11 protein-coding genes are annotated in these 12,098 nt (G+C 63.5%); 9 read left to right on the top strand and 2 right to left on the bottom strand.

Annotated elements, in window-relative coordinates:
* Positions 1 to 187: 187 nt before the first annotated feature.
* The 4 genes from NKJ90_RS17430 (at position 188) to NKJ90_RS17415 (ending at position 4,442) form a co-directional block, all read left to right on the top strand.
* A complete protein-coding gene (locus tag NKJ90_RS17430) occupies positions 188 to 1,369 on the top strand; it encodes a divergent polysaccharide deacetylase family protein (protein ID WP_023758588.1) in 1,182 nt (393 codons plus the stop codon).
* Between the two features lie 37 nt (positions 1,370 to 1,406).
* On the top strand, positions 1,407 to 1,931 hold the full coding sequence (locus tag NKJ90_RS17425) for an RNA pyrophosphohydrolase (RefSeq protein WP_023758589.1): 525 nt from the start codon (positions 1,407 to 1,409) through the stop codon (positions 1,929 to 1,931).
* A gap of 25 nt (positions 1,932 to 1,956) precedes the next feature.
* Entirely contained in the window at positions 1,957 to 3,096 is a 1,140-nt protein-coding gene (gene alr, locus NKJ90_RS17420) for an alanine racemase (RefSeq protein WP_023758590.1), read from the top strand.
* Between the two features lie 89 nt (positions 3,097 to 3,185).
* The gene (locus NKJ90_RS17415; RefSeq protein WP_023758591.1) at positions 3,186 to 4,442 is read left to right on the top strand and encodes a D-amino acid dehydrogenase; all 1,257 of its coding nucleotides are present in this window, start codon (positions 3,186 to 3,188) and stop codon (positions 4,440 to 4,442) included.
* A gap of 129 nt (positions 4,443 to 4,571) precedes the next feature.
* Here NKJ90_RS17415 and NKJ90_RS17410 read toward each other — a convergent pair whose 3' ends face one another.
* The gene (locus tag NKJ90_RS17410; protein ID WP_023758592.1) at positions 4,572 to 5,453 is read right to left on the bottom strand and encodes a LysR family transcriptional regulator; all 882 of its coding nucleotides are present in this window, start codon (positions 5,451 to 5,453) and stop codon (positions 4,572 to 4,574) included.
* Positions 5,454 to 5,617: 164 nt separating this feature from the next.
* Here NKJ90_RS17410 and NKJ90_RS17405 point away from each other — a divergent pair, with 164 nt between their 5' ends.
* Both NKJ90_RS17405 and NKJ90_RS17400 read left to right on the top strand, forming a co-directional pair.
* The gene (locus tag NKJ90_RS17405; RefSeq protein WP_023758593.1) at positions 5,618 to 7,114 is read left to right on the top strand and encodes a CoA-acylating methylmalonate-semialdehyde dehydrogenase; all 1,497 of its coding nucleotides are present in this window, start codon (positions 5,618 to 5,620) and stop codon (positions 7,112 to 7,114) included.
* A gap of 244 nt (positions 7,115 to 7,358) precedes the next feature.
* Positions 7,359 to 7,664 (top strand): hypothetical protein, encoded by a 306-nt coding sequence (locus tag NKJ90_RS17400; RefSeq protein WP_023758594.1) that lies wholly within the window; start codon positions 7,359 to 7,361, stop codon positions 7,662 to 7,664.
* Positions 7,665 to 7,687: 23 nt separating this feature from the next.
* On the opposite strand, the gene NKJ90_RS17395 is transcribed toward NKJ90_RS17400, so the two are convergent.
* Positions 7,688 to 8,338 (bottom strand): GntR family transcriptional regulator, encoded by a 651-nt coding sequence (locus NKJ90_RS17395; protein ID WP_031259971.1) that lies wholly within the window; start codon positions 8,336 to 8,338, stop codon positions 7,688 to 7,690.
* Between the two features lie 106 nt (positions 8,339 to 8,444).
* Here NKJ90_RS17395 and NKJ90_RS17390 point away from each other — a divergent pair, with 106 nt between their 5' ends.
* From NKJ90_RS17390 to NKJ90_RS17380, 3 genes are read left to right on the top strand one after another with little or no spacing between them, the layout of a single operon-like run.
* Positions 8,445 to 9,338, top strand: coding sequence for a dihydrodipicolinate synthase family protein (locus NKJ90_RS17390; protein ID WP_023758596.1), 894 nt, complete (start codon positions 8,445 to 8,447; stop codon positions 9,336 to 9,338).
* A gap of 56 nt (positions 9,339 to 9,394) precedes the next feature.
* A complete protein-coding gene (locus NKJ90_RS17385; protein ID WP_031259973.1) occupies positions 9,395 to 10,732 on the top strand; it encodes an NAD(P)/FAD-dependent oxidoreductase in 1,338 nt (445 codons plus the stop codon).
* 32 nt (positions 10,733 to 10,764) lie between these two features.
* Complete coding sequence (locus NKJ90_RS17380) at positions 10,765 to 11,766, top strand: 4-hydroxyproline epimerase (protein WP_023758598.1); 1,002 nt, start codon at positions 10,765 to 10,767, stop codon at positions 11,764 to 11,766.
* The last annotated feature ends 332 nt before the right edge of the window (positions 11,767 to 12,098 follow it).

The following is a 12,098-nucleotide window of genomic DNA, read 5'->3' as shown; positions in this document are numbered from 1 at the left end:
TGCCGACAACAGGTCTGGCTGCCCGATGGAAGCAATGCGATGCTGCCGGGACCGAAAGGTTCCGGCAGTTTGATTCGGGGGCAAGGCAAAGCCCCAACACGGCGACAGGGGTGCGCCAGGATTATGAATTCGCGCATGTCTTTTCGAAACGGTTTCGTCTTCGAAGCCATGCGCCCGGGGATTAGGCTTGGCTGACATAGGCAAGGACATCGAACGCCCGCTCGGACAGGCTGCCCGGTCGCCGCGCGCCGCCGGCAGGGTCAGCGGCGGCACGGTCTTGGCGGCCTTGGCCATGCTGGCTGTGGTCGGCGTGTCCGGCGCGATCGCGCTCAGAGAAAAGCCGTTTCGAAGGCCGCAAGAGGTTGCCGCTTCGACGCCGAAAGTAGCCAAGGCGGCCGAACCCGCTGCCGTGCCGGCCGCACTGGCCCCGGTGGCGACGCCAAAGCCGGACACGCCGGCAAAGACAGGCGGGCCGCAGATCATCCATGTTCAGACGGAAGAGGGCGATGGCCCGCCCAAGGCGGCGATCGTCATTCACGACCCGTCGACCATCGGCCAGAACCTGAAGATCGCACATATTCCTGACAAGGCCCTGATCGAAGCCAGCGAAACCGGGCCTTTGCCTGTGCGCTCCACCGATGGCCGACGCCCGTTCGACGTCTATGCGAGACCCTGGTCGGGCGGGCGCGGCGCGCGGGTGGCGATCGTCATCGGCGGGCTCGCGGTGTCGCAGACAGGCACCCAGGCGGCCATCGCCAAGCTGCCGGCTGAAGTCACGCTGGCCTTCGCGCCGCAAGGCAACAGCATCGGCCGCTGGATGCAGGCGGCCCGGCAAAGCGGCCACGAGATCGTCATGCAGGTGCCGCTCGAACCGTTCGACTATCCCAACATCAATCCCGGCCGCAACACGCTGACGGTGGCGGCAAGCGCGGATGAGAATTTGAAGAACCTGCACTGGGCGCTGTCGCGGACGACCAACTACACCGGCGTCATGAACTACATGGGCGCGCGCTTCTCCGCCGATGCGGCGGCGATGGAGCCGTTCATGGCCGAGCTCGGCAAACGCGGCCTCGCCTATATCGATGACGGTTCGTCGGTGCGCAGCCTGGCACCCGACCTGGCGTTGAAGGACGGCGTACCCTTCGTCTCCGGCGACATGGCGATCGATGCGGTGCAAGATCGCGGCGAAATCCTGAAGAAACTGGACAGTCTCGAAGCGACCGCGCGGGCCAAAGGCACTGCCGTTGGCATCGGCTCGGCCTTCGACATGACGGTCGACACGGTGTCGTCCTGGGTCATCGAGGCCAAGAAGCGCGGCATCGAGATCGTGCCGATTTCAGCGGTGGCGATTGACCCGCAAAAAGGCTAGCGACGTCCTGCGTGGACGACGACCGAAAGACTGATTGATGGCAAAGACAGAAACAATCGACCGCGAAACGCTGCCGTATCGTCCCTGCGTCGGGCTGATGGTCCTCAATGCCGAAGGCCTGGTCTGGGTCGGGCACCGCATTGCGGAACCGGACAGCGAATTTGCCGGCACGACGCAGCTTTGGCAGATGCCGCAAGGCGGCATCGACAAGGGCGAGGAGCCGTTGCAGGCGGCCGAGCGCGAGCTCTATGAGGAGACCGGCATGCGCAGCGTCTCGCTGCTGGCAGAGGCGCCGGACTGGATCAACTATGATTTGCCGAACCATCTCGTCGGCATTGCCTTCAAGGGCCGATATCGCGGGCAGACGCAGAAATGGTTCGCCTTCCGCTTCCATGGCGATACCAGCGAGATCCAGATAAACCCACCACCGGGCGGCCATACCGCCGAATTCGACAAATGGGCATGGCGGCCGATGCGGGAGCTGCCCGACCTGATCGTGCCGTTCAAGCGCCATGTCTATGAGGACGTGGTGGCGGCGTTCCGGCATCTGGTGCAAGAGTAGGGAGTAGGGAGCTGGGTTGAATGCCATGAACGACGCCCCCCAAAGGTCGCTGCCCCAAGAGGTCACCGCCATAAGCGAAGCGGCGGCTGGGGCTGTCCTCACCATCGATCTCGTCGCGATCCGTGAAAACTACCGGCGGCTGAAAGCGCGATTGGGCAATGTTGGCTGTGCCGGTGTGCTCAAGGCTGACGGCTACGGCGTAGGCGCGAGCCAGGTCGCGGCGGCGCTGCTGCGCGAAGGCTGCGACACCTTCTTCGTCGCGCTTCTGGGGGAAGGCGTCGCCTTGCGCCGCTCAATTGGGCCGGGCCCTGCCATTTTCGTGCTGAACGGAATTCCGCCCGGAGCCGAGGCAGACGCCGTGGCGGCAGAGCTTAGCGCCGTCGTCAACAGCGTGGGGCAATTGGCGGCCTGGCGTGCGGCGGCTCGCCGCGCCGGCCGAAAACTCCCGGCCGCGATCCAGGTCGACAGCGGCATGTCGCGGCTTGGCATGGCGCCCGGGGATGTGGAGCACGTTGCCGCCGATCCGCATGCCTTCGACGGCATCGACATCCGTTTCGTGATGAGCCATCTGGCCTGCGCCGACGAGCCGGAGCAGCCGGCCAATGAGCGACAGCGGCTGGCATTCGAGCGGCTGCGCGCACTGTTGCCGAAGGCGCCGGCCTCGCTCACCAATTCGTCCGGCATCTTCCTGGGACAACGCTTCCACTATGATCTCGCGCGCCCTGGTGCCGCGCTCTACGGCATCAATCCGACACCGGCCAGGCCGAACCCAATGCTGCCGGTGGTGCGGCTGGAGGCCAAGGTCGTCCAGACACGCCTGCTGGAGGCCGGCGTCGGTATCGGCTACGGCCACATGTTCCAAACGACGGCTCCGCTCGCCGCCGCGACGATCTCGCTGGGCTATGCCGATGGCTGGCACCGGCGCGCGGCGTCCGCGGCCTGGTTCGAGGGCGTGCGCCTGCCTTTCCTCGGACGGGTGTCGATGGATTCGATCATTCTCGACATCTCCGCTCTGCCGTCCGGCAGGCTACGCGAGGGTGATCTCGTCGAACTGCTCGGTCCCTCGCAAAGCGTCGATGACGCTGCCGGCCATGCCGGCACCATCGGCTACGAAATCCTGACCAGCCTCGGCCCTCGCTTTCATCGGCGATATCTCAATAGCTAATCCCTGGCGCGTAGCCTCTTGGCGGGCGCCAGAGAATCCGGCAGACAGAAGATGGCACCGGTTTGGGCGTCGCCGTGGAGTGTTGTACGATGAAGATCATGGTGCTGGGCGGTGGCGTCATCGGGGTAACCACTGCGTATTATCTCGCCGAAGCCGGCCACGAGGTGACGGTTCTCGATCGTCAGAAAGGCCCGGCGCTGGAAACCAGCTTTGCAAATGCCGGCGAGATATCGCCAGGCTATGCCTCGCCCTGGGCCGGACCCGGCGTTCCGCTGAAGGCGATCAAATGGCTGCTGATGAAGCATGGCCCGCTGGTGGTGCGGCCAGCCTTCGATCCGCATATGTGGACATGGCTGATCAAGATGCTGCGCAACTGCACGGCCGAGCGCTATGCGATCAACAAGGCGCGCATGGTGCCGCTGGCCGAATACAGCCGCGACACGCTGAAGGCGCTGCGCGAAGCGACCGGCATCGCCTATGACGAGCGGACCCAGGGCACGCTGCAGCTGTTTCGCACGCAAAAACAGCTCGACGGCACCGGCGGCGATGTCGAGGTGCTGAAGAAATATGGTGTGCCTTACGAGATCCTCGACCAGGACGGCTGCATCGCGGCCGAGCCTGGCCTGGCCGGGGTCCGCGAAAAGTTCGTCGGCGGCCTCAGGCTGCCGCACGACGAGACCGGCGACTGCAAGATGTTCACCGATAGGCTGGCCGAACTCTGTGTGGCGCGCGGAGTCAAGTTCGAATACGACGTGACGATCTGGCGTGTCATCCGCAGCCGAAACCGCATCGCCAATCTCAGCACCAGCAAGGGCTGGAAATCCGCCGACGCCTATGTGATGGCGCTGGGCAGTTATTCGGCAGGGTTCATGCGCCGGGTGAAACGGCCGATCCCGGTCTATCCCGTCAAGGGCTATTCCATCACCGTGCCGATCAAGGATGCCGCCGCGGCACCGGTGTCGACGGTGATGGACGAGACCTACAAGGTGGCGATCACCCGCCTCGGGAACCGCATTAGGGTTGGCGGTACGGCGGAGATTTCCGGCTTCGACCTCAGGCTACATGAATCGCGGCGCCGCACTCTGGAGCACTCGGTCGGCGATCTCTTTCCGGGCGCCGGCGCGATGCGGGACGCGACCTTCTGGTGCGGGCTGCGGCCGATGACGCCGGACGGTCCGCCGCTGATCGGCCGCACCGAGCTGTCCAATCTCTATCTCAACACCGGCCACGGCACGCTCGGCTGGACCATGGCCTGCGGCTCGGGCAAGGTGCTGGCCGACATCATCTCGAGTCGAGTGCCGGACATCGATGTCCGCGACCTCGCGCAGGAGCGTTATCTGCGATAGAAGATCAACGACTGCCGGACCCAGTCTTCGCCGAATGGGCGCAATTCGCAGACAATGTTGGGCGTGTGGTGAATTCGTTCATGCTCGACCTGCCCTAGATGGCGGATTTGCTCTATCGGTTTTGCGAAATCAGGTGAACAGGCTTCTCTCCCGCTCCACTGCCTTGGTGATGAAGCTGGCAACGATCTGGACGCGGCGCAGCGGCCTGACCGATTCGTGATAGACCAGCCAGTAGGCGCGACGGATGGGTGCCACCGCATCGACCGGCACCAGTTCCGGCATCGAGCGGGCGACGAAGGTGTGCAGGATGCCGATGCCGGCGCCCGACCGCACCGCCTCGGCCTGGCCAAGTGCGGAGGAAATGGCGAAGCTGGTGCGCCAGTCGGCGCTGAACTCGGCCGCGTAGTCGAGCGAGGGGCTGACGATGAGGTCCGGCACATAGCCGATGAGGGTGTGTTGGCCGAGTTCGGCGGCGGTTTTGGGCAAACCATGCACTTGCACATAATCGCGCGAGGCAAACAGCCCGAGCGAATAGTCGACCAGCTTCCCCGCCACCAGCCGGCCTTCGGTCGGCCGCTCGACGGTGATCGCGATATCGGCTTCGCGGCGCGACAGCGAGAAGGAACGCGGCACCGGCACAAGCTGGATCGTCAGTTCGCGGTGCAGCGCGGTCAATTCGCCGAGGCACTTGGCCAGGAAGGCAACGCCAAAGCCGTCGGGCGCGCCGATGCGCACCGTGCCGGAAACGTCGTCGCCTTCGCCGGCAACCGTTGAGCGCGCGGCGATCATGTCGCCCTCCATACGCTCGGCAATGTCGAGAAAGCGCTCGCCGGCCGGCGTCAACTCACTACCGGTGGTCAAGCGGCGAAACAGTTTTGTCCGCAAAGCATCCTCGAGCGCAGCGATGCGGCGCGAGACAGTGGCGTGGTTGAGCTCCAGCCGTTTGGCCGCGCCAAGGATCTGGCCGGCGCGCGCCACGGCCAGGAAGATGCGAACGTCATCCCAGTTCAATCTCTTAATCCGTACAGCAGCAATTGCATCCCGCCATTTGCGGGAATTGATGCTCGCCCGTCAATCGCTATCTATTTTCCGCACAACGGTTGCGTTCTCCCTCGCGTTGCCATCGCCGCTGCAAAGGCGGACAATGGGCCATCACAAACAAAGGGAGAGAGATCATGATCGACTACGGTCATTTCATCGGCGGCAAGCATATCGCCGGGACCAGCGGCCGCAAGCAGGATGTGATGCAGCCGATGGACGGCTCCGTGCGCGGCACGGTGGCACTGGCTTCGCAGGCGGAATTGCGCGCGGCTGTCGAGAATGCCAAGGCTGCACAGCCGAAATGGGCAGCGACCAACCCGCAGCGCCGCGTGCGCGTGCTGATGAAGTTCCTCGAACTCGTTGCCCGCGACTATGACGAACTGGCCGACATCCTGGCGCGCGAGCACGGCAAGACGATCGCCGACGCCAAGGGCGACATCCAACGCGGCCTCGAAGTGGTCGAGGTCTGCATCGGCGCGCCGCACATGATGAAGGGCGAATTCACTGACGGTGCCGGTCCCGGCATCGACGTCTATTCGATGCGCCAGCCGCTCGGCGTCGTCGCCGGCATCACGCCGTTCAACTTCCCGGCAATGATCCCGTTGTGGAAGATCGCGCCGGCCATCGCCTGCGGCAACGCTTTCATCCTGAAGCCGTCGGAGCGGGACCCGGGCGTGCCGATGCGTATTGCCGAGCTGTTCCTCGAAGCCGGCCTGCCGGCGGGCATTCTCAACGTCGTCAATGGCGACAAGGATGTCGTCGACGCCATCCTCGACGATCCCGATATCAAGGCCATCGGCTTTGTTGGCTCGACGCCGATCGCCCATTACATCTATTCGCGCGGCACCGCCGCGGGCAAGCGCGTGCAGTGCTTCGGCGGCGCCAAGAACCACATGATCATCATGCCTGATGCCGACATGGACCAGACTGTGGATGCGCTGATCGGCGCCGGCTATGGCTCGGCCGGCGAACGCTGCATGGCGATATCGGTGGCCGTACCGGTCGGCAACGACACCGCCAACCGGCTGATGGAAAAGCTCGTTCCGCGCGTAGAGAGCCTGAAAGTCGGTCCTTCGACCGACTCTTCCGCAGATTTCGGCCCGCTGGTAACGGCGCAGGCACTGGAACGCGTCAAGGGCTATGTCGACACCGGCGTCAAGGAAGGCGCCAAGCTGGTCGTCGACGGCCGCGGCTTCTCCATGCAGGGCTATGAAGACGGCTACTATATGGGCGGCTGCCTGTTCGACAACGTGACCGCCGATATGCGCATCTACAAGGAAGAGATTTTTGGGCCGGTGCTCTCGGTGGTGCGCGCGCCGACCTATGAAAGCGCGATCAAGCTCGCCAACGACCACGAGATGGGCAATGGCGTCGCCATCTTCACCCGTGACGGCGATGCCGCGCGCGACTTCGCCTCGCGGGTCCAGGTCGGCATGGTCGGCATTAACGTGCCGATCCCGGTGCCGATCGCCTACTACACGTTCGGCGGCTGGAAGGCATCTTCCTTCGGCGACCTCAACCAGCACGGGCCGGACGCGTTCCGCTTCTACACCAAGACCAAGACAGTGACCTCGCGCTGGCCGTCAGGCATCAAGGATGGTGCCGAATTCGTCATCCCGACCATGAACTAGCCGGACGATTTTCCGCTTGTGCGCCCTCGCCTAAGCCGCGGGGGCGCGGCATATCCGGCATCGAAGGCCCGGCCGAGGCGGCCGGGTCTTTCTGCATTCTGGCCGCGGCCTTGTCCGCAAAATCGCTAATGTGATGGAACCAAGCGGGCGCCATCCGCCTTAGCTTGTATTCCTGCGTCGATTGCAGGCCAATCAACAGCGCCGGTGGCAGCCGGGGTCCCCGTCTGGCGCGAGGAGGTGTCAGATGACACGAAGTCTTGTGGCGACGATGATCTTGGCGTCGCTTGCGATACCAGCCGTTGCCCCGCACGCTAGTGCTGCTGGACAATGCGCATCGCGAGTTGATCTGATCAAGGCGCTCGGCGAGAAGTTCCACGAAGTCGAAGCAGGACGCGGCCTCATCAATCCTAGCGTGGTTCTCGAGATTTTTGTTTCCGAGCAAGGCAGCTGGACAGTTCTGGCGTCCGATACAAAGGGCCAGAGCTGCATCCTGTCCATAGGCGAAGGCTGGGACAGCCCAACGATCACCGCCAATTTGCCGGGCACCTAAGCCAACCGGGCGGTTCGATTGTTTTACCGTGTCGCCGCGGCCTCGGCATGACCGCGCAGCAGCGCCATCAGCCGTTTGGCATCCTCGGCCGCGGCCTCTTCGTCACCGTCGAGGATCGAGCGGATCAGTGCGACATGATGTTCAGCGGATTCAGCAAGACCGGTGTCGGCCTTGTAGCGGAACCAGAAACGGCGGCTGTGGGTCTGCAAGGGTGCGGCCAGGCGGGCAGCGAACGGGTTATCGGCGGCCAGCGCCAGCGCATCGTCGAGCGCCTTGTCGGCCTGGATGAAGGCAAGCACGTTGCCCGCGATCACTGCCTTTTGCATGGCGAGGGCTGCCTCGTGAAACAGATCGGCAGCTTCGCGGCTGACAAAGCGGGCGGCCGAGCGGGCCAGGACCACCTCGACGCCGCGGCGCGCATCGAGCACGCGCAGCCAGTCGCCGGGATGTAGTGGAGCGATCGCGATGCCGGCGCGCGGGCGCACGTCGAGCAATCCTTCCCAGGCCAGCCGCTGGATCGCCTCGCGCACCGGCGTGCGGCCGAGCCCGAGCCTTTCGATCAGGGTGCCCTCGGTGACGAAGCTTGCGGGGGCCAGCTCGAGCGTGACGATCATATGCTCGAGTGTATGATAGGCCTTGGCAGCCGCCGGCTCGGTTGTGGTGCTCGCTTCCATGGACAGGCCGCCTCCTGATATATCTAGAATATATCATAGCGAAATCCGTATTGACAGGCGGTTTCCTGACAGATATATGGCTGATATATCAGATGGAGACATAATCATGTGGACCGGAGTTTTCCCCGCCGTCACGACCAAATTCACCACGGATGATCGTCTCGATCATGCCGAGATGGAGCGCTGCTTCAACCTGCAGATGGAGGCCGGCTGCGACGGCATCATCGTCTGCGGATCGCTCGGCGAAGGACCGATGCTGTCGCCTGACGAAAAGATCGAGGTGCTGAAGACCGCGCAGAAAGTTGCGGGCAAGAAGCCGGTGTTGCTGACCGTCAACGAGGCTGGAACCCGCGAGGCCGCCAGCATAGCTAGGCGTGCCGCGAAAGAAGGCGCCAACGGGCTTATGGTGGTGCCGAGCCCGATCTACCACACGAATGCAGAAGAGACCGTCGCCGCACTTCGTGCCGTAGCCGAGGCCGGCGACCTGCCGGTCATGATCTACTCCAACCGGCTTGCCTATCGGGTCGATGTCACTGTCGACCAAATGGAGGAGCTGGCGTCGGACAAGCGCTTCGTCGCCATCAAGGAGTCCTCCGACGATATCCGCCGCTCTACCGAGATCATCAATCGCCTGGGCACTCGCTACGACCTGTTTACCGGGGTCGACAATCTGGCCTTCGAGGCGTTGTCGGTCGGCGCCATCGGCTGGGTGGCCGGACTGGTCACCGCGTTCCCCCGCGAGACAGTCGCCATCTACCAATTGATGAAGCAGGGCCGCCGCGAAGAGGCACTCGCCATCTACCGCTGGTTCCGGCCGCTGCTCGATCTCGACGTATCGACCTATCTGGTGCAGAACATCAAGCTTGCCGAAGTGTTCGCGATCAACAGCAATGATCGCGTGCGCATGCCGCGACAGCCGCTGTCGGGCGAGCGCCGCAAGGCAGTCGAGAAGATCGTCAAGGACGCATTGGCGGTTCGGCCGACACTGCCGCAGTTCTGAGGCTTTCTTCTCCCGAACAGCCCTGCCGTCCACGGGGCAAAGATGGCGGCAGCCAGATGAAGGGCAGCACCTACGTGCAAGGAAATTCCAAGTCGCCGGAAACGGGGCGCCTACCCTCATCCGCCCTTCGGGCACCTTCGCCCTTTGAACAGGGAGAAGCGGAAGACGTCGCCATCGTCGGTGGCGGCATCATCGGTGTCTGCGCCGCCGCGGCTCTGGCCGAGGCGGGGCGCAAGGTCACGATCTTCGATCGGACCGGCATTTGCGAGGAGACGAGCTCAGGCAACGCCGCTGCCTTCGCCTTCTCCGACGTACTGCCGCTGGCGCATAAGAGCATGATGCGGCAGCTGCCGAAATGGCTGGCCGATCCGCTCGGCCCGCTCAGCATTCCGCCCGCCTATCTGCCGAAACTTCTGCCTTGGCTGATCCGCTTCTGGCGTGCCGGTGCGCCGGGGAAATACGAGGCTAGCCTTGCCGCTCAGGCGGGCATGATGAAGCTCGCCGAAGCGGAATGGATGGGCCTGCTCGATCGCTCCGGCACGCGAGGGATGCTGCGCGAGGACGGTTCGCTCGAACTCTACGAAAGCGAGGCCGAGTTTCAGGCCGGGTTGCCCGGCTGGGCGACGCGCGAGCGCTTCGGCATCGGCTTTAGCCATGTCGGGCGCGAGGAACTCGCCGCCTTGCAGCCGGGGCTTTCACCGCGCTTCGTCAAGGGCACTTTCGTGCCGGGATGGAAGACGGTCGCCGACCCGAAACTGCTCGGAAAAGCGGTGTGGGCCTATGCACAAACCAAGGGCGCCCGCTTTGAGATCGCTCGGATCGAGCGCGTTGCGACCAATCCGGAAGGTGCCGCGCTGACATTGGCCGACGGCACGACCAGGCAAGCCAGGCATCTTGTCATCGCCGCCGGCGCCTGGTCGCATCTGCTGGCGAGGCAACTCGGCGATCGCATTCCGCTTGAAACCGAGCGCGGCTACAACACGACGCTGCCGACGAGCGCCTTCGACGTGAAGCGGATGCTGATCTTCTCCGGACATGGCTTCGTCATCACGCCGCTCGAAACGGGGCTGCGCGTCGGCGGCGCCGTCGAACTCGGCGGCATCGAGCGACCTCCCAACTACAACAGGTCGAAGGCGTTGCTGCAGAAGGCGCAGAAATTCCTGCCGGGGCTCGATCCCTCAGGCGGGTGCGAATGGATGGGATTCCGCCCCTCGCTGCCGGATTCAGTGCCCGTCATCGGTCATGCATCGGGAAACCGGTCGGTGATTTATGCTTTCGGCCACGGCCATCTCGGCTTGACCCAGGCAGCAGCCACCGGACGGTTGATCCGGGAACTCGTCCTGGGGCAGACTCCGCCGATCGATCTGGCCCCCTTCAGTCCATATCGGTTTTGATTTTCGTGGGTTTTGATTTTTCGAGGAGCGTGATGGCCAAGAAATCCTTCTTCTGCATAGACGGCCACACCTGCGGCAATCCGGTGAGGCTGGTCGCCGGTGGCGGCCCGCTGCTGCAGGGCTCGACGATGATGGAACGGCGAGCGCATTTTCTGGCCGAGTATGACTGGATCCGCACCGGGCTGATGTTCGAGCCGCGTGGCCATGACGTGATGTCCGGCTCGATCCTCTATCCGCCGACGCGCGAGGATTGCGACATCGCAATCCTGTTCATCGAGACCTCTGGCTGCCTGCCGATGTGCGGCCACGGCACCATCGGCACGGTGACGATGGCGATCGAGCACGGGCTAATCAAGCCGAAGACGCCGGGGGTGCTTCGGCTCGACACGCCGGCCGGCCTGGTCATCGCCGAATACAAGCAGGTCGGCGACTATGTCGAGGAGGTGCGCATCACCAATGTGCCGTCTTTCCTCTATGCGGAAGGGCTGACGGTCGAATGCCCGCAGCTCGGCGAAATCGCCGTCGATGTAGCCTATGGCGGCAACTTCTACGCCATCGTCGAGCCGCAGAAGAACTATCGCGACATGGCCGACCATTCGGCCGGCGACTTCATCGCCTGGAGCCCGGTGGTGCGGCAGCGGCTCAATGAGAAATATTCCTTCGTGCATCCCGAGAACCCTGGCATCAACCGGCTGTCGCATATGCTGTGGACCGGCGCGCCGACCAACCCCGAGGCCGACGCCCGCAACGCCGTGTTCTACGGCGACAAGGCGATCGACCGCTCACCCTGTGGCACCGGCACCTCGGCGCGGATGGCGCAGCTTCATGCAAAGGGCAAACTCAAGGCCGGCGACAGCTTCGTTCATGAATCGATCATCGGTTCGCTGTTCAAGGGCAAGGTCGAAAAGGACGTCACCGTCGCGGGCAAACCGGCAATTGTTCCCTCGATCGGTGGCTGGGCGCGAATGACCGGATTGAACACCATTTTCATCGACGATCGCGATCCGTTCGCGCATGGTTTTGTGGTCAAGTGAAGGGAAACTTGACCCTACGGAAAGGAGCGGAACGAAAAACGGACTATGTCAGTAACGCAACGATTCTTCTCATCACCTAATTTTGACGGCGATTTCTTCGAAACGAGGCGCATGATGCGGTCGAATCGTCAAAGACATTGCGTTATGCCAATGGTAGGGTCCGCGATAGTCCAGGGGTCGGATACGGAAAAACGGGCAATCAGACGGCGTGTCGGCAAAACACGCACGACGATTGAAAAATGACGTTGCAATCCGGGCTCGAAACTTTACGACTAGGGGAAATACGAAAAGGAATGCGTCTGCATGGGCGACATTCCAGGGGAGCCACGTAC

This window comes from Mesorhizobium sp. M0051, assembly GCF_040323235.1.
Taxonomy (GTDB): Bacteria; Pseudomonadota; Alphaproteobacteria; order Rhizobiales; family Rhizobiaceae; genus Mesorhizobium.
The sequence above is the reverse complement of the archived record's forward strand: the minus strand, read 5'-3'. Positions and strand labels throughout refer to the sequence as shown.

Excerpts from the sequence above, each read along its gene's own strand:
- NKJ90_RS17425 (WP_023758589.1), top strand. The coding sequence starts at position 1,407 with ATGGCAAAGACAGAAACAATCGACCGCGAAACGCTGCCGTATCGTCCC.
- alr (WP_023758590.1), top strand. The coding sequence starts at position 1,957 with ATGAACGACGCCCCCCAAAGGTCGCTGCCCCAAGAGGTCACCGCCATA.
- NKJ90_RS17415 (WP_023758591.1), top strand. The coding sequence starts at position 3,186 with ATGAAGATCATGGTGCTGGGCGGTGGCGTCATCGGGGTAACCACTGCG.
- NKJ90_RS17405 (WP_023758593.1), top strand. The coding sequence starts at position 5,618 with ATGATCGACTACGGTCATTTCATCGGCGGCAAGCATATCGCCGGGACC.
- NKJ90_RS17400 (WP_023758594.1), top strand. The coding sequence starts at position 7,359 with ATGACACGAAGTCTTGTGGCGACGATGATCTTGGCGTCGCTTGCGATA.
- NKJ90_RS17395 (WP_031259971.1), bottom strand. The coding sequence starts at position 8,338 with ATGGAAGCGAGCACCACAACCGAGCCGGCGGCTGCCAAGGCCTATCAT.
- NKJ90_RS17390 (WP_023758596.1), top strand. The coding sequence starts at position 8,445 with ATGTGGACCGGAGTTTTCCCCGCCGTCACGACCAAATTCACCACGGAT.
- NKJ90_RS17385 (WP_031259973.1), top strand. The coding sequence starts at position 9,395 with ATGAAGGGCAGCACCTACGTGCAAGGAAATTCCAAGTCGCCGGAAACG.
- NKJ90_RS17380 (WP_023758598.1), top strand. The coding sequence starts at position 10,765 with ATGGCCAAGAAATCCTTCTTCTGCATAGACGGCCACACCTGCGGCAAT.